20 protein-coding genes are annotated in these 18,515 nt (G+C 52.6%); 15 read left to right on the top strand and 5 right to left on the bottom strand.

The window, feature by feature from the left end; translation table 11 throughout:
• Nucleotides 1–161 precede the first annotated feature (161 nt).
• The 8 genes from C1752_RS21730 (at nt 162) to C1752_RS21695 (ending at nt 5,457) form a co-directional block, all read left to right on the top strand.
• A complete protein-coding gene (locus C1752_RS21730) occupies nt 162–1,448 on the top strand; it encodes an alkaline phosphatase PhoX (protein ID WP_110988188.1) in 1,287 nt (428 codons plus the stop codon).
• 96 nt (nt 1,449–1,544) lie between these two features.
• Complete coding sequence (gene purS / locus C1752_RS21725) at nt 1,545–1,814, top strand: phosphoribosylformylglycinamidine synthase subunit PurS (RefSeq protein WP_110988187.1); 270 nt, start codon at nt 1,545–1,547, stop codon at nt 1,812–1,814.
• Nucleotides 1,811–2,500 (top strand): phosphoribosylformylglycinamidine synthase subunit PurQ, encoded by a 690-nt coding sequence (purQ, locus tag C1752_RS21720; protein ID WP_110988150.1) that lies wholly within the window; start codon nt 1,811–1,813, stop codon nt 2,498–2,500. Before purS ends, purQ begins: the two co-directional genes overlap by 4 nt.
• 84 nt (nt 2,501–2,584) lie before the next feature.
• Nucleotides 2,585–2,803, top strand: a complete 219-nt coding sequence (locus C1752_RS21715) for a DUF3285 domain-containing protein (RefSeq protein WP_110988149.1) — start codon at nt 2,585–2,587, stop codon at nt 2,801–2,803.
• A gap of 2 nt (nt 2,804–2,805) precedes the next feature.
• Entirely contained in the window at nt 2,806–3,303 is a 498-nt protein-coding gene (ybeY, locus tag C1752_RS21710; protein ID WP_110988148.1) for an rRNA maturation RNase YbeY, read from the top strand.
• 205 nt (nt 3,304–3,508) lie between these two features.
• Nucleotides 3,509–3,964: a diacylglycerol kinase gene (locus C1752_RS21705; protein ID WP_110988147.1), complete on the top strand. Its 456-nt coding sequence runs from the start codon at nt 3,509–3,511 to the stop codon at nt 3,962–3,964.
• 71 nt (nt 3,965–4,035) lie between these two features.
• Nucleotides 4,036–4,632 (top strand): anthranilate synthase component II, encoded by a 597-nt coding sequence (locus C1752_RS21700; RefSeq protein ID WP_110988146.1) that lies wholly within the window; start codon nt 4,036–4,038, stop codon nt 4,630–4,632.
• 39 nt (nt 4,633–4,671) lie between these two features.
• A complete protein-coding gene (locus C1752_RS21695; protein ID WP_233501809.1) occupies nt 4,672–5,457 on the top strand; it encodes an MBL fold metallo-hydrolase in 786 nt (261 codons plus the stop codon).
• Between the two features lie 7 nt (nt 5,458–5,464).
• On the opposite strand, the gene C1752_RS21690 is transcribed toward C1752_RS21695, so the two are convergent.
• On the bottom strand, nt 5,465–6,205 hold the full coding sequence (locus C1752_RS21690) for a M15 family metallopeptidase (protein WP_110988145.1): 741 nt from the start codon (nt 6,203–6,205) through the stop codon (nt 5,465–5,467).
• A gap of 90 nt (nt 6,206–6,295) precedes the next feature.
• Between C1752_RS21690 and fabD the strand changes: the two genes are divergently transcribed.
• From fabD to C1752_RS21675, 3 genes are all read left to right on the top strand, one after another.
• The gene (fabD, locus tag C1752_RS21685; protein WP_110988144.1) at nt 6,296–7,177 is read left to right on the top strand and encodes an ACP S-malonyltransferase; all 882 of its coding nucleotides are present in this window, start codon (nt 6,296–6,298) and stop codon (nt 7,175–7,177) included.
• 19 nt (nt 7,178–7,196) lie between these two features.
• A complete protein-coding gene (locus C1752_RS21680) occupies nt 7,197–7,835 on the top strand; it encodes a lysophospholipid acyltransferase family protein (RefSeq protein WP_110988185.1) in 639 nt (212 codons plus the stop codon).
• Nucleotides 7,836–8,277: 442 nt separating this feature from the next.
• Complete coding sequence (locus C1752_RS21675) at nt 8,278–9,129, top strand: phosphodiester glycosidase family protein (protein WP_199464479.1); 852 nt, start codon at nt 8,278–8,280, stop codon at nt 9,127–9,129.
• A 29-nt stretch (nt 9,130–9,158) separates the two neighbouring features.
• Here the strand turns inward: C1752_RS21675 and lpxD (C1752_RS21670) are convergent, their stop codons facing one another.
• From lpxD (C1752_RS21670) to C1752_RS21655, 4 genes are all read right to left on the bottom strand, one after another.
• Nucleotides 9,159–10,253 carry a UDP-3-O-(3-hydroxymyristoyl)glucosamine N-acyltransferase gene (gene lpxD, locus C1752_RS21670; protein ID WP_233501808.1) on the bottom strand — a complete coding sequence of 365 codons (1,095 nt, stop codon included), beginning with the start codon at nt 10,251–10,253 and terminating at the stop codon, nt 9,159–9,161.
• A complete protein-coding gene (gene lpxD / locus C1752_RS21665; protein WP_110988142.1) occupies nt 10,196–11,212 on the bottom strand; it encodes a UDP-3-O-(3-hydroxymyristoyl)glucosamine N-acyltransferase in 1,017 nt (338 codons plus the stop codon). Before lpxD (C1752_RS21665) ends, lpxD (C1752_RS21670) begins: the two co-directional genes overlap by 58 nt.
• A complete protein-coding gene (locus tag C1752_RS21660) occupies nt 11,202–12,587 on the bottom strand; it encodes an NYN domain-containing protein (RefSeq protein ID WP_110988141.1) in 1,386 nt (461 codons plus the stop codon). The genes lpxD (C1752_RS21665) and C1752_RS21660 overlap by 11 nt, the downstream gene beginning before the upstream one ends.
• A 74-nt stretch (nt 12,588–12,661) precedes the next feature.
• Complete coding sequence (locus C1752_RS21655; RefSeq protein WP_110988140.1) at nt 12,662–14,803, bottom strand: IMS domain-containing protein; 2,142 nt, start codon at nt 14,801–14,803, stop codon at nt 12,662–12,664.
• A gap of 306 nt (nt 14,804–15,109) precedes the next feature.
• Here C1752_RS21655 and pdhA point away from each other — a divergent pair, with 306 nt between their 5' ends.
• The 4 genes from pdhA to C1752_RS21635 are packed head-to-tail and all read left to right on the top strand — an operon-like array spanning nt 15,110 to nt 18,508.
• Nucleotides 15,110–16,138, top strand: a complete 1,029-nt coding sequence (gene pdhA / locus C1752_RS21650; RefSeq protein WP_110988139.1) for a pyruvate dehydrogenase (acetyl-transferring) E1 component subunit alpha — start codon at nt 15,110–15,112, stop codon at nt 16,136–16,138.
• 41 nt (nt 16,139–16,179) lie between these two features.
• Entirely contained in the window at nt 16,180–16,968 is a 789-nt protein-coding gene (locus tag C1752_RS21645; RefSeq protein WP_110988138.1) for an ABC transporter ATP-binding protein, read from the top strand.
• Nucleotides 16,969–17,014: 46 nt separating this feature from the next.
• Nucleotides 17,015–18,268 (top strand): MlaD family protein, encoded by a 1,254-nt coding sequence (locus C1752_RS21640; RefSeq protein WP_110988137.1) that lies wholly within the window; start codon nt 17,015–17,017, stop codon nt 18,266–18,268.
• A 45-nt stretch (nt 18,269–18,313) separates the two neighbouring features.
• Nucleotides 18,314–18,508: a hypothetical protein gene (locus C1752_RS21635; RefSeq protein ID WP_110988136.1), complete on the top strand. Its 195-nt coding sequence runs from the start codon at nt 18,314–18,316 to the stop codon at nt 18,506–18,508.
• Nucleotides 18,509–18,515: the final 7 nt, after the last annotated feature.

The following is an 18,515-nucleotide window of genomic DNA, read 5'->3' as shown; positions in this document are numbered from 1 at the left end:
GTGCGACAGCATAGCATCTTCATTTAGCTTCCTAGCGGCAGATGTGTAAATTGGGTTGGAGGGGGGCTGGATCTCCGAGTGAGGAAACATTCAGGTGTGGCAAAATAATTTGCCTTTATATAAAGTAGTTGCAGCCTTTTCATCAATTGCTGGAGTACTCTGTGGCCTTTTCTCGAAGACAATTTTTAACAGTGGCCGGTGTAACCGCAGGAACCGTTGTGGCGGATCCATTGCGCAGATTTCACCTGCGCGCTAGCCATGCTCGGTCACTGCAAGGGAAAGGCTACGGCCCATTGATCCCCGATCCACAAGGGATCCTGGATTTGCCTAAGGGATTTCAATATCGTGCTTTCTCTCGGACAGGTGAACGAATGAACGATGGCAACTTGGTGCCTGCAGATCATGACGGGATGTCGGCATTCTCTGGTCCGAACAATACGATTGTTTTAGTCCGTAACCATGAGCTAAGCCCAAGTGAAACGCCCGGTGCCGTAGGACCGAAGTATGACTCAGCCTGCGCGGGGGGCACGACAACGCTGACTCTCAATGCAGATCGGCGACTGCTGCGCCATCATGTCTCCTTGGCTGGAACCTACCGCAATTGCTCAGGTGGTGCGACACCCTGGGATTCATGGATTAGCTGCGAGGAGGATACGTCTACGCCTAGGAGCAATCCCATCCTTAGCCGGCGGCATGGCTACAACTTTGAGGTACCGGCTTTGCTCACTGAGCCAGTGATCCCGGAGCCTCTGGTGGCAATGGGACGGTTTTACCACGAGGCGATCGCGGTTGATCCCAGCACCGGTATCGTCTACCAAACTGAAGATCGCGGCGACGGCTTGCTCTATCGCTTTATCCCTCATGAGCCAGGGAACTTGAAGGCAGGGGGAGTATTGGAGGCGCTGAAAATCAAGGAAAAACCTCAGGCGAATACTAAAGTCGGCTTCGCGCTCGAACAGTCAATGGCGGTGGAATGGGTGCGGATTGAAGATCCAGATCCGGCTGAGGATACCGTTCGTCAGGAGGGCTTCGCAAAGGGAGCAGCTCAGTTTAGTCGTGGGGAGGGGCTGTGTTTTGACGGTCAAGATCTATATGTCTGCTGCACCAGCGGGGGCAAGGCGGGTCTCGGTCAGGTGTGGCGCTATCGGCCTGAGGAAGATGGAGGGCAGCTCACTTTATTTGTGGAGTCAAGTGGGCGATCGCAACTCGACTACCCGGATAACATCACGGCTTCATCCTTCGGAGATTTATTCGTTTCAGAAGATGGTTGGGGTGAGCAGTTTGTGCGCGGCATTCAAAGAGATGGAAAGGTGTACGATTTTGCTCGTAATGCACTCAACACTAGTGAGTTCGCAGGGGTGTGTTTTGCGACAAATCCTTTGACAATGTTTGTCAATATTCAGTCTCCTGGAATAACATTGGCAATTTGGGGTCCGTTTATTTCATAGATTGATTCCCTGCAATCATCTTTGTTCAACGGGTCGCTTTAGAGGAAAACTGGCTTGATTCGGGTAGAGTCAAAGAGACGTGATCGCAACCCAACCGTGACTCAAACCTATCAGGCCAAAATCTACGTAACTCTCAGACCCTCTGTCCTGGACCCCGCTGGCACAGCAGTGCAGTCGGGCCTCAGCCATATGGGCCACGACAACGTCGAAAAAATTAGAATTGGTAAGTACGTCGAGCTAACGCTCACGGCAGCAGATACCAGGGCCGCAGAGACCCAGCTTGATCAGATGTGTGATCAGCTTTTAGCAAACCCTGTGATTGAGAACTATCGCTTTGAGCTAGAGCCGGTGGGAGTTGCGGCATGAACTTTGGCGTCGTTGTTTTCCCAGGGTCGAATTGCGATCGCGATGTAGCCTGGGTCACTCGAGATATTTTGCAGCAGCCCACCCGCATGGTGTGGCACGAAGAGACAGACATCAGCGATCTAGACGTGATTGTGGTGCCTGGTGGGTTTAGCTACGGCGATTATCTGCGCTGTGGTGCCATCGCTCGCTTTGCCCCCGTCCTGCAGTCGATTAAGGATCATGCCGCTCAGGGAAAGTGGGTGCTAGGAATCTGTAATGGGTTTCAGGTGCTCACCGAATCGGGGCTGTTGCCAGGGGCGCTGGTGCGGAATCGGGATCTGCATTTTATTTGCGATCGCATCCCCTTAAAAATCGAGCGTCACGATTTACCCTGGACCACTGCCTACCAAAAGCAGAACGTCATCACCTTGCCCATTGCCCACGGAGAAGGCTGCTACTACGCAGACTCGCAAACCCTCGCCGACCTAGAAGCCCATCAACAAGTCCTGTTCCGCTATAGTGACGCCCGCGGCACCATCAACGCAGCAGCAAACCCCAACGGCTCCTTGAACAACATTGCCGGGATTTGTAACCGGCAAGGCAATGTTCTCGGGATGATGCCCCACCCCGAACGTGCATCAGATGCCGCCCTGACCTATACAGACGGCCTCAGCCTGTTTAAGGGGCTACTAGGGACAAAGGTTTAGAAAACGGCGGTTAGAAAAAGCCTTTAGAGTCAATCGATGCCGTGGGTTCGCTACACTAAATCTGTACTTGCGTCAGCATTGACTATGACCTCACCAACAGAGTCATCACCAGAGACTCAATCTTCAAATCCCTCAGCGGCTGAAGAGGCGGCACCGGTCGCAGCAGAACCCCCACCCAGTTATGTGAAGCTTGCCATGCGGAACATGGTCAAAAAACGCGCCCAGTCTCTCTTCCACTTCGGCCTGACTGCCACCGGCCTGCTCGCTCTGCTAATTGGTCTGTCCTATCTGACTCGATCGTAAAGATGGAGACAGAGGTTTACGTCCAGTATTCTGGCCCTTCGATTACAAAAGAGGCCGGTCTTATGGGTGAGCAAACCTGGCAGCAGTGGTTCAACCATTGGCTGACACAGCTAGACCCAGCGCTATCACCCATCGACGCCTATTCTCTGTGCTTGCGGTTGACTGACGATGCAGAGATACAGCAGTTGAATGCGACCTATCGCAGCTATAACCAACCCACAGATGTCTTGGCCTTTGCTGCCCTGGAAAACCTTGTCGCCGATACCCCACCCCCCGTCCAGTGGCAGACGGATCCCGTAGAGCTAGGGGATATCATCATCTCCTTAGAGACCGCGTCACGTCAGGCCTCAGAGCATCAGCACTCTCCTGAGCAAGAGCTTGCTTGGCTCGCCAGCCACGGTCTGCTCCACCTGCTCGGCTGGGATCACCCTGACGCCGCATCCCTTGAACAAATGCTGCAGCAGCAGGATAATCTGTTAACCTCAATGAATATTCTCTAGATTAACTTTTATATCATTCACGGTTGCTGCTGTTGTTCAGCCCTGGAGATCAGCACAGTCGAGGAGAAACTTATCATGAGCGTCATGCTGAAATATTTCTTAGGCAAAAGCGTTGCGAACCCCGTATTCCCGTCCACTCACTTTGGACCTTCGTTCGCTAAATGCCTCGTTCCGTCAGCTTGCGTAGAGTGAGTCAAGATCTGCCGTGAAGAAAGAACTTCCCTCAGCAATCCCGCTGGATCAAGAGTCGCAGTCCCCTCTACGTCGGGCACTCTCTTTCCAGGTTGCCGACAACCTGTTTGCCAGCTTTCGATATGCCTGGGCCGGTGTAAGCTATGCCTTCGTTACGCAGCGTAATTTCAGAATTCATACGCTGATTGGCTCCATTGCCCTGGGGCTGGGAGTCTACTTGAAGCTTCCCTCTGTTGAGCTAGCCGTGGTCGGTCTCACGTCCGGCTTGGTGCTGGTCATGGAACTGCTGAATACTGCGCTAGAAGCCGTCGTCGATCTGACCGTGCAGCAGACCTATCACGAACTTGCCAAGATTGCTAAGGATTGCGCGGCTGCCTCTGTCTTGATCTCAGCGCTGGCCGCCGTAATTGTGGCGAGTCTACTCTTACTGCCGCCGCTTTGGGCTGTTCTATCTGCCACAATGGGGTAGCTTGGCACGGTCTAGCCGTGGTTACCATTCAATTTCTGCCACCGTGGAGACATCAATGAGGGAGCAAGCCATTGATCATCGTCGTTGACAACTACGACAGCTTTACCTACAACCTCGTACAGTATCTCGGGGAACTGGCCTCAGACTTCCCTGTAGCAGAGGACCTGCAGGTTTATCGCAATGACAAAATTTCTCTAGCACAGGTCAAGGCATTAGCACCTGACGCCATCGTGATTTCTCCCGGTCCCGGTCGACCCGAGGATGCAGGAGTCTCAATGGAGCTGATTCAGGAGCTGGGCAGCAGCACCCCCATTCTGGGCGTTTGTTTGGGACATCAAAGCATTGGAGAGGTGTTCGGCGGCAATATCGTCTCAGCTCCGGTGCTCATGCACGGCAAGACCTCAAACGTTGAGCATGCTGCAGTGGGGGTGTTTGAGGGACTCGACAATCCGTTTACGGCGACGCGATATCACAGTCTCGTGATCGAGAAGGACACTTGCCCCGAAGTTCTAGAGGTGACGGCCTGGACTGCTGACGGCACGATTATGGGAGTCCGGCATCGGAACTATCCTAAAGTTGAGGGCGTCCAGTTTCATCCAGAGAGTATTCTCACAACATCGGGGAAGCTGCTGCTAAAGAATTTTCTGCGTCACTTGACTCAGGATTGAGCAGGTAGCTGCTAAAGTCATAGCGTTACTGAGTAAAGAATGAAGAAGATGGTCAATCGGCGACAGTTCATGCGCTATGCGCAGGCAGGATTAATTGCGAGTCTCGGCACAGGGTTGGTGTCTAAATGGCAACAGCCGTCTCAGGCGCAGTCCGGCTCTCTGGGCATTCGCTGGTTGGGACACACCTGCTTTCTGTTCACCGGTAGCGGGCAGACGGTGCTGGTGAACCCTTTCCGCTCAGCGGGCTGCACGGCTAATTATCGAGAGCCCAACGTCAGCGCCAACTTAGTCATGATTAGCAGTCGCCTTTTAGATGAGGGAGCCGTTGAGGGCCTCAAAGGGAAGCCCAAGCTACTCTCTGAACCCGGCAGTTACCAAACCAATGGTTTAGCAATTCAGGGGATTCGCACCCTCCACGATCGCGTCAATGGGTATCGATATGGCACCAATGTGGCCTGGAAATGGACACAGGGGGGCGTCAACGTGGTGCATCTGGGCGGTATTGCGTCACCCATTACGATTGAGCAGAAAATTCTGATGGGCACCCCGGACGTGCTCATGATCCCGGTGGGGGGCAGCGATAAAGCTTATACGCCAGAAGAGGCAAAGGTTGCGATCGCAACCCTAGAACCGAAGCGCGTCATTCCAACCCACTACCGAATTGCCAGCACCATCACCGAAGGCTGCTCGCTGCAGCCCATTGAAGATTTCTTATCGATTATGCAGGGCAGCACCATTCGCCGCGTCGGCAGCAACAGCCTTTCAGTCAGCAAAAGCAATACACCCAGCACTGGCCCCGTGATTGAAGTGCTTAGCTATAGCTAGCTGCAGCTCAAATCCTTCCGTAACGAGCAACGACTGTCGAGCCAGCCTGTTGCTGACGCGTCAACCAAGCCCACATCTGGTCTCCGAGACAAAAGTGCCACCACTCGCCCAGATGGCGCTGAAAACCTGCGCTTTGCATAGCATCGTAGAGAATTTGACGATGATGAGCTGCAGTTTGGGCTAGTGTACGCTCGGCCTCGCTGAGGTGGGGAGCTTGAGCTAGTTCTGCAAAATGTTGGGGTTGCGATCTCATCGACATTTCATCAATGGGCGACCCCATTTCAATGAGCTGCTGAGCATTGCGGTCGTAGAGTGTTACGTCTACCGCCCCGCCTGTACTATGGGGCGGTGGCGTTTTCGGGTCTAGACTGGGCAAGGCCCAAATCTGCAGCACCTGCTCCCAAAGCGATTCTTTCTTGAGAGGCGTCAGCTGTTCCAGCTTCAGATTTTGCTGTGCCAGTGCCTCTTGAAACGCATAATTCACCATAAATTCCTGCACTGCCACGGGGCGATAGGCATCAAAGAGAAAAATCTGCCAGTGGGGCCGCTGTTCCTGAAGCCCTTTCTGCGCCTTAACTAAAGCGTCGAGAACCTGCTCCCGGACAAAATAGGGAGAGGCTTCACCATAGGGGGCCCCCAATGCTTCGTAGGCGTGTGGTGTTTGGTGGGCAAACTGCACCTTCGGAACCGGCAGCAATGTCTCCCCCGACTCGACGATGGGGATCTTTAGGTAGGGCTTCGTGACCATCGCATCACTATGAACAGCAAGATTAAAGTACCTAAGGTTACCATTCGATGCCAAACTGGTTTGTGGAACCAATGACCACCAAGATCAGCAATGACAAAAACCGCATGGGTATTTCCGGGGCAAGGGTCCCAGGCTCTGGGAATGGGGCTAGATTTGACGGAGACAGAGCACGGCCAAAAACGCTTTCAAGAGGCGGCTGAGATTTTGGGCTGGTCCGTTGTTGATGTTTGCAAGGGGGATGAAGAACGTCTTTCTCAAACAAACTATACTCAGCCTTGCCTATACGTTATTTCAGCAATCTTGGCCGATTTACTACAGGAGCAGGGAATTAGACCTGCGGTGGTGGCGGGCCACAGCCTAGGGGAATACGTGGCGCTCTATGTTGCTGGGGTCTTTGACTTTGCGGCGGGCCTATCACTAGTGAAGCGTCGATCTGAGCTGATGAGTCAAGCCTCTGACGGCAAGATGGCGGCTCTGATGGGATTCGACCGTGAACAGCTCGATCTCCATGCCCAAAAAATTGACGATGTTGTGCTGGCCAATGACAACCATAGCGGACAGGTGGTTATTTCTGGCTCCCCCGCTGCGGTGGATGAGCTTTTGAGCAATATTAAGGTCAAACGCGCAATGACACTCAAGGTCGGCGGTGCCTTCCACTCGCCCCTAATGGCCGCCGCCGCCACAGAGTATAAGGCCGATTTAGATGCGGTCGCATTTCAACCGGCTCAAATCCCCGTGATCTCCAACGTAGAGCCAGCCCCGGAGACAGATCCTGAAGTGCTAAAAGACCGCCTAATGAAGCAAATCACAGGTCCAGTCCGCTGGCGTGAGACCTGTCTGCAGTTTAACGATCTCGGCATCGAGCAGGTCACGGAAGTCGGCCCCGGCAAAGTGTTAACGGGACTCGCCAAGCGCACCTGTAAAGGTGTGGACCTCGTCAACGTGAATTCGGTTGCTGACTTGCCAGCGTAAGTACATGACAGCGGAGAGCATGACGAAAGAGCGAGAACCCGCGATCAGCCTAGCGCTTTACCACCTTTTTAAATGGTCGGTGGTGAACCCGATGCTTCATACCTATTTCCGAGGCCGAATTTATGGCGCAGAGAACGTTCCTCGGGTCGGCCCGCTGCTGGTGGTCAGCAATCATGCGAGTGACTTTGATCCGCCCATTGTCTCTAACTGTGTGCGGCGTCCGGTAGCTTTTATGGCTAAGCGAGAGCTGTTCGAAATTCCAGTATTTGCAACGCTAATCCGCTGGTACGGAGCCTATCCCGTCAATCGGCAAGGTGGGGCTAGGAGCGCTATCCGAGCCGCAATCGCATCCCTTGAATCAGGCTGGGCCACAGGAGTCTTTCTGCAGGGCACACGCACTAAAGACGGCCGCATTACTAGCCCTAAACTGGGAGCTGCCATGATCGCGAGCAAAACCCAAGCGCCTCTATTGCCAGTTTCTCTCTGGGGCACAGAGAAGGTCATCGTCAAGGGGAAGAAGCTACCGCAAATCACCCCAATCACCGTGCGGATCGGCCACCCCATTGCGCCACCCACCTCAGGCAATCGAGATCAGCTCAATGCAGTCACAGAACATTGTGCAGAAGTCATCAACGCCATGCACGACTTGGGTCGCTAAATTCTCAAACAGGCTGGTAAGGACTACCTCGTGATTTCAAGGTAGTGCCCAGATTCTAGCCAATCCGTTGACTCTATATCTGAATCAATCCATAGCTTTGACACAATCGCAAAGGCTCTGATTCTCCGTATCAGTAACACGACTGCAAAAAAGATTGAAATTGCTAAAGAAATAGCAATCGTTCCGACCATAAACAGCATTTATTCACCCTCCCCCAGATACTAAATATTGATGCTTACGGAAAAAGTAACGGGCGCAGCTAATATCGACGCCCCTTGTAACAAAATCGGATAAACCCACCGCACTGATTTATCATCTTACGTCTGTACTTCACTTGTCAGTCTTTTGAATCATATTTATGCAAAAATTTAAAAAACAGTGAGATTGTAAAGCGTTGCGACAAAAAATACTCCATCACCTCTGTTTTTTAGGGATTTTTCTTTTGACAGCCTGCCGAGATGCTCCTCCCCATGCAGCTCCCGTCCCTAAGATAGCAAGTACCGAGGCCCAAGAGCTTGAATATCGAGTCTACGAACAACCTCAGGCCATTATCCATACGCTTAAAGTTCCCAACAATCGCCGCTATCGTATGAATACTGCCGCTTCAGATCAACTGGTAACGGTTGAGGGCTTTGCTCAAAAATATCAGGCGGTTGCTGTTATCAATGGTGGCTTTTTCGACCCCGTTAATCAACAGACGACATCCTATATTCTCGTTAACGGCGAGACGGTTGAAGACCCAAGTCAAAATAAACGTCTGACTAAAAATCCCGATCTGAGTCCCTATCTTGCGAAAATCCTCAATCGCTCGGAATTGAGACAGTATCAGTGTGGTGACGTCACTCGCTACGAAATTACATTTCATGATTCGGCAGTATCAGAAGGCTGTAATCTGAAGTTTGCGTTGGGGGGCGGACCCCAGCTTTTACCGCAACAAACCCTGATAGAAGAAGGATTTCTTGACTACGCTGACGGCGCGGTAACGCGTGACCCTTTAGGAAGTCGTCAGCGCAATGCCCGCAGCGCCGTTGGGCTGACAGAAAAGGGGCTCCTATGGGTAATGGTGGCTCAAAAACAGCAGTCGTCTGCCGCCACAGGAATGTCTTTTGACGAGCTCTCTACGTTTATGAAGCAGCTAGGCGCCACTCAAGCGATCAATCTAGATGGAGGGACTTCTTCATCTTTGTTCTATCAGAACAAAGTTTACACAGGGAAATCAGACTCGTCGGGGGAGCCTATTCTGCGGCCTGTTAAGTCGGTGTTGATGCTGCAAGACAATCGTTCAAGCTTCTAATCGCTTTGCCCTCAATTGGGTGAAATCGTTCACAAACCAATTTTTTTCTCAACCTCGCGCAGTCTTTTGAACAGTTGAGGTAGTTTCTTAATCTCAGAAATCACCCTCAGCCACAGGCTATGATCAATTGCCGGATATCCACAGACCTGTGTACTAGGCTCTACCGACTGCAACACTGTGCCGTGGAAGCCCACTGCCGCCCGATCGCCAATGGTTAAATGCCCCGCTGCAGAAGAGCGTCCCCCCATCATCACGTGGTTCCCCACTTTCGTAGAACCGGCCAGCCCCACCATGCCGCAGAGCAAAGTATGTTGGCCAATCTCACAGCCGTGTCCCACCTGGACTAAGTTATCGATTTTTGTTCCTCGCCCCACTCGGGTCACTCCGATCGTGCCTCGATCGACGGCGGTTAAGCTTTGAACTTCAACATCATCGTCCAAGATCACAGTACCGGCCTGCATGATTTTGTAGAGGGTGCCGTCTGCACAGGGAACGAAGCCAAACCCATCAGCTCCGATCACGGCCTGATTCTGCAGGATAACGCGATCGCCAATCTTGACTTCTTCTCTCACCACAGCATGACTGTGGAGAACAGCATGGGCGCCAATAATTGCTCGGTCGTAGACGACGCAGTGGGGATACAGCGTCGCATGATCGCCAATGGTGACCTGATCTCCCACCACTGTATAGGCCCCAATCGACACATTTTCCCCCAGCGTGACGCCCTCTCCCAAAATGGCGGTGGGGTGAATGCGGCGCTCTGGCAGGGGCTTGTGATGGAACAGCTCAATGGCCTTGGCAAAGGCGAGATAAGGTTCTGCCACTCGCAAGCAGGGCATTGGAGTGCTGCCGGTGAAGTCAGAGGCAACTAAAATCGCAGCGGCCTGACTATCTTGGAGCTGAGCAACATATTTGGGGTTAGACAGAAATGTAATCTCACTGGTGGTAGCCTCAGCCATTCCAGCAACTCCAGTAATCTCTAGCTCTAAGTGAGGCGCAACGTCGGCATCAAGGGCTTGGGCGAGGGCTTGAATCTGCATAGGAGCTGGTGATAGGAGGACAGCGACTAAATTTTTGGCTTTGAGACTGGCAGCTTCCGTAGGGCGGCCATCATTTTCAACCATAGTTTGGTGGGCATGGCCGGGAAGCCGGAAACCATCGTGCCTGCTGCCACATTTTTAGTAATACCGGCTTGGGCCGTTGCGATCGCACCTTCTCCAATCTGCAAATAATCTGCAACCCCCACCTGGCCCCCCAGCACAACACCCGCACCCAGCTCAACATGACCGGCCAGCCCCACCTGCCCCACCAACACGCAGTGGGGGCCAATCTGACAGCCGTGGGCCACCTGCACTAGATTGTCGATTTTTGTTCCTTGCCCAATGCGCGTTTCTCCCACCGCAGGCCGGTCAATGGTAGAGTTGCAGCCCACCTCCACCTGATCTTCGAGGACAGTGACCCCAGACTGAGGCACCTTATACCAGCCGTTGTCAGTGGGTACAAAGCCAAATCCCTCGGCTCCGATTACCGCTCCACTATGGATGACGCAGTTTTTGCCAATCTGGCTGCGTTCGTGAATGACGCAGTTAGCGTGGAGGGTGGTGAGATCGCCAATCTGAACCTCTGGGTAAACGACCCCATTGGCATGAATACAGACGCCCTCTCCCACCTGTACCTGCTCATGAATCACCACATGGGGACCAATGCTGACCCCTGCGCCGATACGGGCAGTTGGATGAATGACGGCAGTTGTATCAATCGCGGGAGCAGCCTGCCAGGGTTGATAGAAGTGCGAGAGCGCTTGAGCAAACAGAAGGCGTGGTTGGGCCGTGGCAATCCAGGCGATGTTGCGGGCCGTTGCGATCGCCTGTCGTTCGGGGTCTGACGACAGAATTAAACCGCTGGCCTCGGTGTTATGGATCCACTGAGCGAAGCGATCTCCTTCCATAAAGCTAAGAGCACCTGTCGCAGCCTGATCGATGGCCGCAATGCCGACTAGCGCTGGATCTAAGTCAGGACGTATGGCTAGACTTGTGTCAATCGTTGCCACACCCAACTGTTGTGTTAATTCACTAAACTTCATGCACATCCTTGATCTTCTGTGGCTCAGGCAAAACCGGCGTCTCCGGCAGGGGCGCATCCTCTATCGTCAGCTGATCTAAAAAAGCTTCCCTTTGCTCCGCTAAGGTATCCACCAAACAGAAGCCACCATCCTCTTGACTAATTAAAATACCCACGTCAATCAAGCGCTGTAGCGATTTCCGCAGACTCCCGTGGCTGAGGAAGGCGAGAACACCGCTGGTTTTAGCCCGTGTCACTGACCGCAGCAGCGGTACGAAACTGGGGAGCGGCCTCAGTTCCTGGAAGGCTGTTTCCACTTCACTGACAAACAGAGACCACTGCTGGCGATCCATCTTGCGAGTGGGGGGTGGATTAAATTCTGATTCGTCCTGGGGGTCTTCTTCAATCAGAAATAGCTCTTTGAAACCTTCCGATGTGGTGCGTACACGAATACGCTTTTCTTCCTCAGCGGTCCGAATCAAGTCACTAAAGCGGGCAAAGACGCCGCCGTCATTACGGAGAACCGATGATGCCCCTTCATAGGCTGGATTGATATCCCGCATCATTTTGCTGATCGTTGAGAACTGGGTGCTTTTCTGCTGCTCTAGGGCTTTGCCAATGGCTTCTGCTAGACATGCGATCGCATCTTCATAGCTCAGTACAGCGGAGCGTCCATCGGCAGAAACCTGAGGCTCTTGAGCCTGCAGTCGCTCCGCCGCATCCTTCACCAACCGCTTGAGCGGTATAAACTCATCCGCGCTGAGCAAAAGCTGCTCACTGACATTCTCCGTCCGACCGATCACCGTCACCTGTCGCTCCAGATCTTTCAAAGCATTCACCAACGGGATAAAGTCCTTATCCCCCGTCACAATAATGAACTGAGAGAGAGCCGGATCGCGGTAGGCAGCCTCCAAGCAATCCACCACCAGCTTCACATCAACGCTGTTCGCCTTTCCCATCGAAACGTGAATAGGCTCGAAACCAAGGCTGTATAAAGTCTGGACAATCCGCTCATCCTTCCGCCGCCAGTTTGAATACACCGTCTTCACCCGCAGATGTCCCAAAGACTTTGCATACTCAATCAAAGATTCCGCGAGCGGCGCACTGGCCGCCCCCGCCGGGAACTTCACATTTTCATAATCCCAAAAAACAGCAACCTGTGACGCTGAACTCGGAAGACTCAAGCTGTTCCTCGACGCACCACTTTCCAACATCGAATGCTCAGTTAGCCGTTTTCCTCTGCGCCGGTCTTCAGCCACGGCAACACCAATTGATGCCGATGACAGCGTAATTAAACTCGTCGATACAGCCTGCTTAAGGTCTCTTGTGGTCAGGTAACTGACGCCAAAGCTCATCCCCGTCACCACCGAAGCCAGGATCAGCCACTGTTGCGCCATAATCACAGTCTTGCTCAGAAAATAATGAGGTCCACCAATACTTCACCACGATAGAGAAGTTCAGTCAAAAGAGACTAAGGCAGAACCTTCGCATTCTTGATCCGCCATTCATCATTCTGGCGTATCACATCATACTTAGCGCGATAGGGATCTTGGTAGGAGTACTCGACTTGATCCTGAGCAACAATTTTAGCGTCCTCCTTAATTTGCACGTAGATACTCGCCTGATCTTCGCCCTGAGGCTCTACCTTTTCGACACTAATAGTATCGAGCTGATATTGCCAGTGAGCCGATCGAGCCTTCTCCTGCTGGGCTTTCTGGGTCCACTCTGACAGCATTGGGTCCACCAACACCTGGCTGAGCTGATCAATTTGATGCTCTTCTCCCTTTGCCTTCGCCTTAATAGATTGCCATGACTCAATGACCTGCCGCGCGCTTTCCGTAGAGAGCGGACCGCTAACTGACGGCTCTGGAAGACCTGGGCTGGGAGCAACAGGCTCCACGGTCGTACCTCCGCCCGTGCCGGGGACATCGGTAGAAGCCTCAGGCGAAGGCGCTTCAGAATCAGTTGAGCCGACAACCGCTGGCCGACGTGAGATCAAAGCCCACAGTCCTCCTACTGCTAGCAACCCCAACAACAGGGCACCCACCCAAGGAAGCCAACTTCGCTGGTGATTGCGAGAGGTTCCCGGACGCCTTACGGGTCCTGTGGGGTTACTCTGTCGCACCGCAGGCGCTGCTGTCGTAGCACCTGCGGTGCGCGTTCCAGGATTGACCGCTACCTTGCCAGCGGCCGGGAAGGCTGGTGAGGAGACCGGCACTGCGGCTGTTTCAGGGATAGGGGCCTCTCGCACTTCTGGCGACTTGAGTTCCCTAACATCAACAGACTGCAGTGTCTGCAGCTCCTGTGTAGTGGAAGGTGCTGTGGCCTTTGCCGGAGAGGATCGCTTCCGATCCGATGGCCCCGGTAATCGGACGGCAGTCTTTCCCTGAGACTCTGGCTCAACATTCGGTTCTAACGCACAGAGAGCCGCCTGGATTTTTTTGTCATTAAAGTACCCCTGCAGCAGCACCGGCTGCTCCACTAAATTGCGAAAGTAGGGATAAACTTCTTGCTGAAGCCAGTGTTCGGTATAGAGAAAGAGGCCTGGAATTTCATCTTCCGCCCCTTCTGAATATTGACGAATAAAAGCCAAGGACTCCTCATCTTGGCTCAGGGGAAGTGTCTGAGTCGCAACGTTTGGGTGCCCTAAGAGCAGGGAACACATTGCCTGTTCAACATAGGTGTCCTGGCGATCAGCCAAATGACTCAACCGCGCCTGCGCCTGCTGAATTTTAGCTGGCTGTCCCTCCGAAAATCCCCCAGCAACCAGAGCATAACTTGCTAGGTAAGAGGCCACCGCTGAGGGGCGCTGCGCTTCTCTCTCGAACAGCTCCTGCTGCTCAACAACAGTCAAGTGACTCCGAAGCTGCTGCACAAATCGCAAAAAGTCATCAATGCCTAAGCCCGACAGATCATCTCGCCGACCGTCAATTCCACCCCGCTGATCTAACATTTCCTGCAGCAGCAGCAGACCCTGCTGACGTTCTGGATCATCTGTGGGTAAGGACAGTCGCTCTAGAACTTGGTAGGGACGCAGCTTGTCTAAATCTGTCTGAATTTCCTGCTGCAGCTCTGGGAAACATTGCTCTTGACTCAACAAATTCTTGCCCTTCAGCAGTGCCTCTGAGGCCGGCTCAAAATGCTGCTGCTGCCAGAGTTCTCGTCCTGATTCAAGATGTGCTAAGGCCATGGTTAACACCACATCTTCTTCAGAAACGGGGGCTTGTGTGGGCAACTGATTAAGGTCAATGGAGCGATTAAGGTAAGTACCGCCCAGTTCTAAGATTGTGCTGTATTCACCCAAGTCCTGTAGTAGCAATAGTGCGCCTACGAGCTGACTCTCCTCAAGTTCCATAGCGCTTTCAGCGGGTTTAGCTTCTAATGAGGAGCCACTCTCTGCCAAAATCTTTTGATCATAAGCTGCGCGCAGATCTTCATCGGCAAGTACAGCGTAGGCTTGGTCTAGAAGCTGATTGCGCGTTTTAATCGCAGCTTCAGTATATTGCTGGCGAGGGAGCTGCTGTTTCCGATCTACAAACGCCTGCTCTACCTGTTCTGGCGTGGCCTGAATCGGCACACCCAAAATTTGATAGAGATCGAGGGGGATACGCACAGCTAGTGTCCTTGTGGGCGAAGAAGTCATTAATTCATTTAGGTGGGCAGCAAGTCAATACAGCGATGCAGTTTGGACTATCATAACCTGCGACTTGACAAGGTAAGAACTTGTCTAACTAAGCCATGCGGACGGACAGTAGCAAGCTGTGATCAGCAAACAACAAGAGAAGAGTCGTTCCCAGCCACATTTATCTACTCATTCAAGAGATCCTGATAGACTGGGGGCATCAATCAACAAATCTCTAGGATCTATTCCTACCCCCGAATTCATACCGCATCGTCACCAAGGACATTCTGTATATCAATGGTTCAGGATCGCGTTCTCCCCAAAATTTCAACGACTCCGGTGCAGATCACCCGAGAAGAAGGGCTCAAAATCTATGAAGATATGGTTTTGGGGCGACTTTTCGAAGATAAATGCGCTGAGATGTACTACCGAGGCAAAATGTTCGGTTTTGTTCATCTCTATAACGGCCAAGAGGCTGTCTCTAGCGGCATTGTCAAGGCCATGCGGCCGGACGACTACGTTTGCAGCACCTATCGCGATCACGTCCACGCCTTGAGTGCGGGAGTACCCCCCAACCAGGTGATGGCGGAACTCTTTGGCAAGGCCACGGGCTGCAGCAAGGGACGCGGCGGCTCTATGCACCTGTTTTCCTCAGAGCATAACTTGCTAGGGGGATTTGCCTTTGTTGCAGAGGGCATTCCTGTCGCGACTGGGGCTGCATTCCAAAGTAAGTACCGTCGTGAAGCAATGGGCGATCAGTCGGCAGATCAGGTCACAGCCTGCTTCTTCGGGGATGGGGCCAGCAACAACGGCCAATTTTTTGAGTGTTTGAATATGGCTGTTCTATGGAAGCTGCCAATTCTATTTGTGGTTGAGAATAATAAGTGGGCGATTGGTATGGCCCACGATCGCGCGACGTCTGATACTGAAATCTACAAGAAAGGCAAAGCCTTTGGGATGCCAGGAGTCGAGGTGGACGGCATGGATGTGATGGCTGTGCACACCGTTGCGCAAGAAGCCGTGGCCAGGGCAAGAGCGGGCGAAGGTCCAACACTGATTGAGGCCCTTACCTATCGATTCCGAGGACATTCACTCGCGGATCCAGACGAACTGAGAGATCCGGCAGAGAAAGAGGCGTGGCTAGCCCGCGATCCGATCAAGCAGTTTCAGGCCTATCTAGTTGAGCAAAATCTAGTCGATCAAGCAGAATTGACGGACATTGATCAGAAAATTCAGGCAACGGTCGATGCTTCTGTTCAGTTTGCAGAGGAAAGCCCAGAGCCGGACCCCAGTGAACTGCATCGATATATTTTTGTCGATGATTAAGTCAGTGTGATCGTAGGTTTGATGACCTAAGGTGCAATGTTATGCCTGAGCCACTGATTGAACTCAGAGGCATCTGCCAATCTTTTGATGGGCACGTTGTTCTCAACGACGCAAACCTAACCATCTGTCCTGGTGATGCTGTGGCGATTTTAGGGCCATCAGGAACAGGTAAGTCAACGATTTTGCGGATTATTGCCGGTCTGCAGGTGCCGGATGCTGGCGAGGTCTACATCAACGGCAAGCTTCGAGAGGGACCCGTCGATGATATTGAACATACAATCCGCATGAGCATGGTGTTTCAGCAGGCCGCACTTTTTGATTCTTTGACGGTTTCTGAAAATGTAGGGTTTTTCCTGTTCCAGAATTCGCGGCTGCCAAGTTCGCGGATCTGCCAGCTGGTGAATGAGAAGCTAGAGATGGTAGGACTGCCTGGAACGGGTGATCTATACCCTGCACAGCTTTCGGGTGGCATGCGCAAGCGGGTTAGCTTTGCTCGGGCCATTCTTGATGATCCAGACGATCCGGCAGATGATCCCCAAATTCTCCTGTACGATGAGCCGACGGCAGGGCTGGATCCAATAGCCTCTACCGTGATTGAAGAGCTGATATTGGAGCTGCAGAAAACGTCTGGCTGTGAGACCTATGCGATTGTGACGCATCAACACAGCACGATTCGACGGACGGGACAACGCCTAGTGCTGTTCTACAATGGCAAGGTTCAGTGGGAGGGGAAAGCGGAGGATCTTGATAACCCGACGGATCCCTATGTTCGTCAATTTCTGAGCGGTGAGATTCACGGTCCGATGGAAATTGTAGACCACCAGTTCTAGACTGTTATTTGAAGACCATTGATGTGACGTTCTGAAGAGGTCAACTATGCGATCGCGGGTCGTCCGAGAGGGATCAGTAGGGCTACTAATTCTATCGGGGCTAGGGGTATTCGTTGGCCTATTTGCCTGGATTCGAGGGATAACCTTTGGCGGTAGCTCCTACGCCTTAAAGGTTCAGCTACCTGAGACCCTAGGGCTAGATGTCGGAAGTCCGGTTCGATTCCGGGGTGTCAAAGTGGGCGAAATTACGTCACTGAAGGCACAGACAAATGGTGTTCTGGTCGGGATGGATATTGAACCTGCAACGTTGCTAATTCCGAAGGAGAGCCGTATAGAGGCCAGTCAGTCTGGCTTTATTGGTCAGATTGCCCTTGATTTCAGGCCTCAGCCTGAGGCTGAGCCTCTAAAGGTGACAGATGCTCTGACACCGTTTGAACCGAATTGCGATCGCAACCTTATTCTCTGCGACGGCGATCAACTTGATGGCGAAGTCGGTGCTAATTTTGACGCACTGATTCGAGCCACGACCAACATCGCCAATCAGCTAGGTGAGAATGATCTACAGCAAACGCTAGCCAATCTTTCGACCGCATCTCGCAGCGTCACCCAACTGAGCAGAAGCGCAAGAGTCACCCTAAGGGACGTATCAGGTGCAGCAACAGGACTCAGCCAGCTTAGCCAAGAGACACGTCAGCAGCTACAGGCCGTTGACGGCATTACCGCCTCCGTGACAAAAGCCGCCAATCAAGTGGGTGAACTAGGTCCGAAATTTAGCCGCACCGCCGACCAGTTGAGCGGTGCGGCCACAGAAGTAACGTCTCTCATCCAAGCGAACCGAGGCACACTCGTAGCGACATTAAATAACTTAAGAGACACCAGTCAAGACTTGAAGACTGTTGTCAACGACCTAGAACCCATCATTGGTCGTGTTGAGCAAGGAAAACTGATTGAGAATCTAGAGACGCTGGCTGCGAACGGTGCTCAAGCTTCAGAAACCCTCAACAAACTCACCACATCGCTTGACGACCCGGCAGCATTGCTGGGCGTTGCTCAGACCCTCGACTCCGCCAGAGTCACTTTCCAAAATACGCAGAAAATTACAACCGATCTCGAACAGTTAACCGGCAATCAGGAATTTCGGGAGAATTTGATCCGACTGATCAACGGCCTAAGCAAGCTGCTGTCCTCAACGCAAAGTTTAGAACAGCAGCTCTATGCGACAAGGAATGGCTCGCAACCCACACCTCAGCATCAAGCTAATTCTCCAAAGGTGAAGCCTCGAGTCACCATTCAGAACTAAGCCTCTCGCCTCCTAACTGCTTGCTCTCTACACAAGGAATTTTCCATGTCATTTGACCGTTCTAAGGCAATTGCAGTGCTGACAGGTATTGTCTCGCTTGTTTTAGGCATCGCGTACCTTATCTTGGTGCAGGTTCTTGATTCTCGAGGTGAAATGATACCTGCCCCCACTGGCACAATGACCAGAAGCATTTCCATCGTTCACTCGCAGCCACAGCTTAAAGATGTCTTAATCTTGTAAGAACAAG

It is taken from the genome of Acaryochloris thomasi RCC1774 (assembly GCF_003231495.1).
In the GTDB taxonomy this organism is placed as follows: domain Bacteria; phylum Cyanobacteriota; class Cyanobacteriia; order Thermosynechococcales; family Thermosynechococcaceae; genus RCC1774.
Note: the sequence above shows the minus strand (reverse complement) of the source record. Positions and strands in the feature narration are given on the sequence as shown.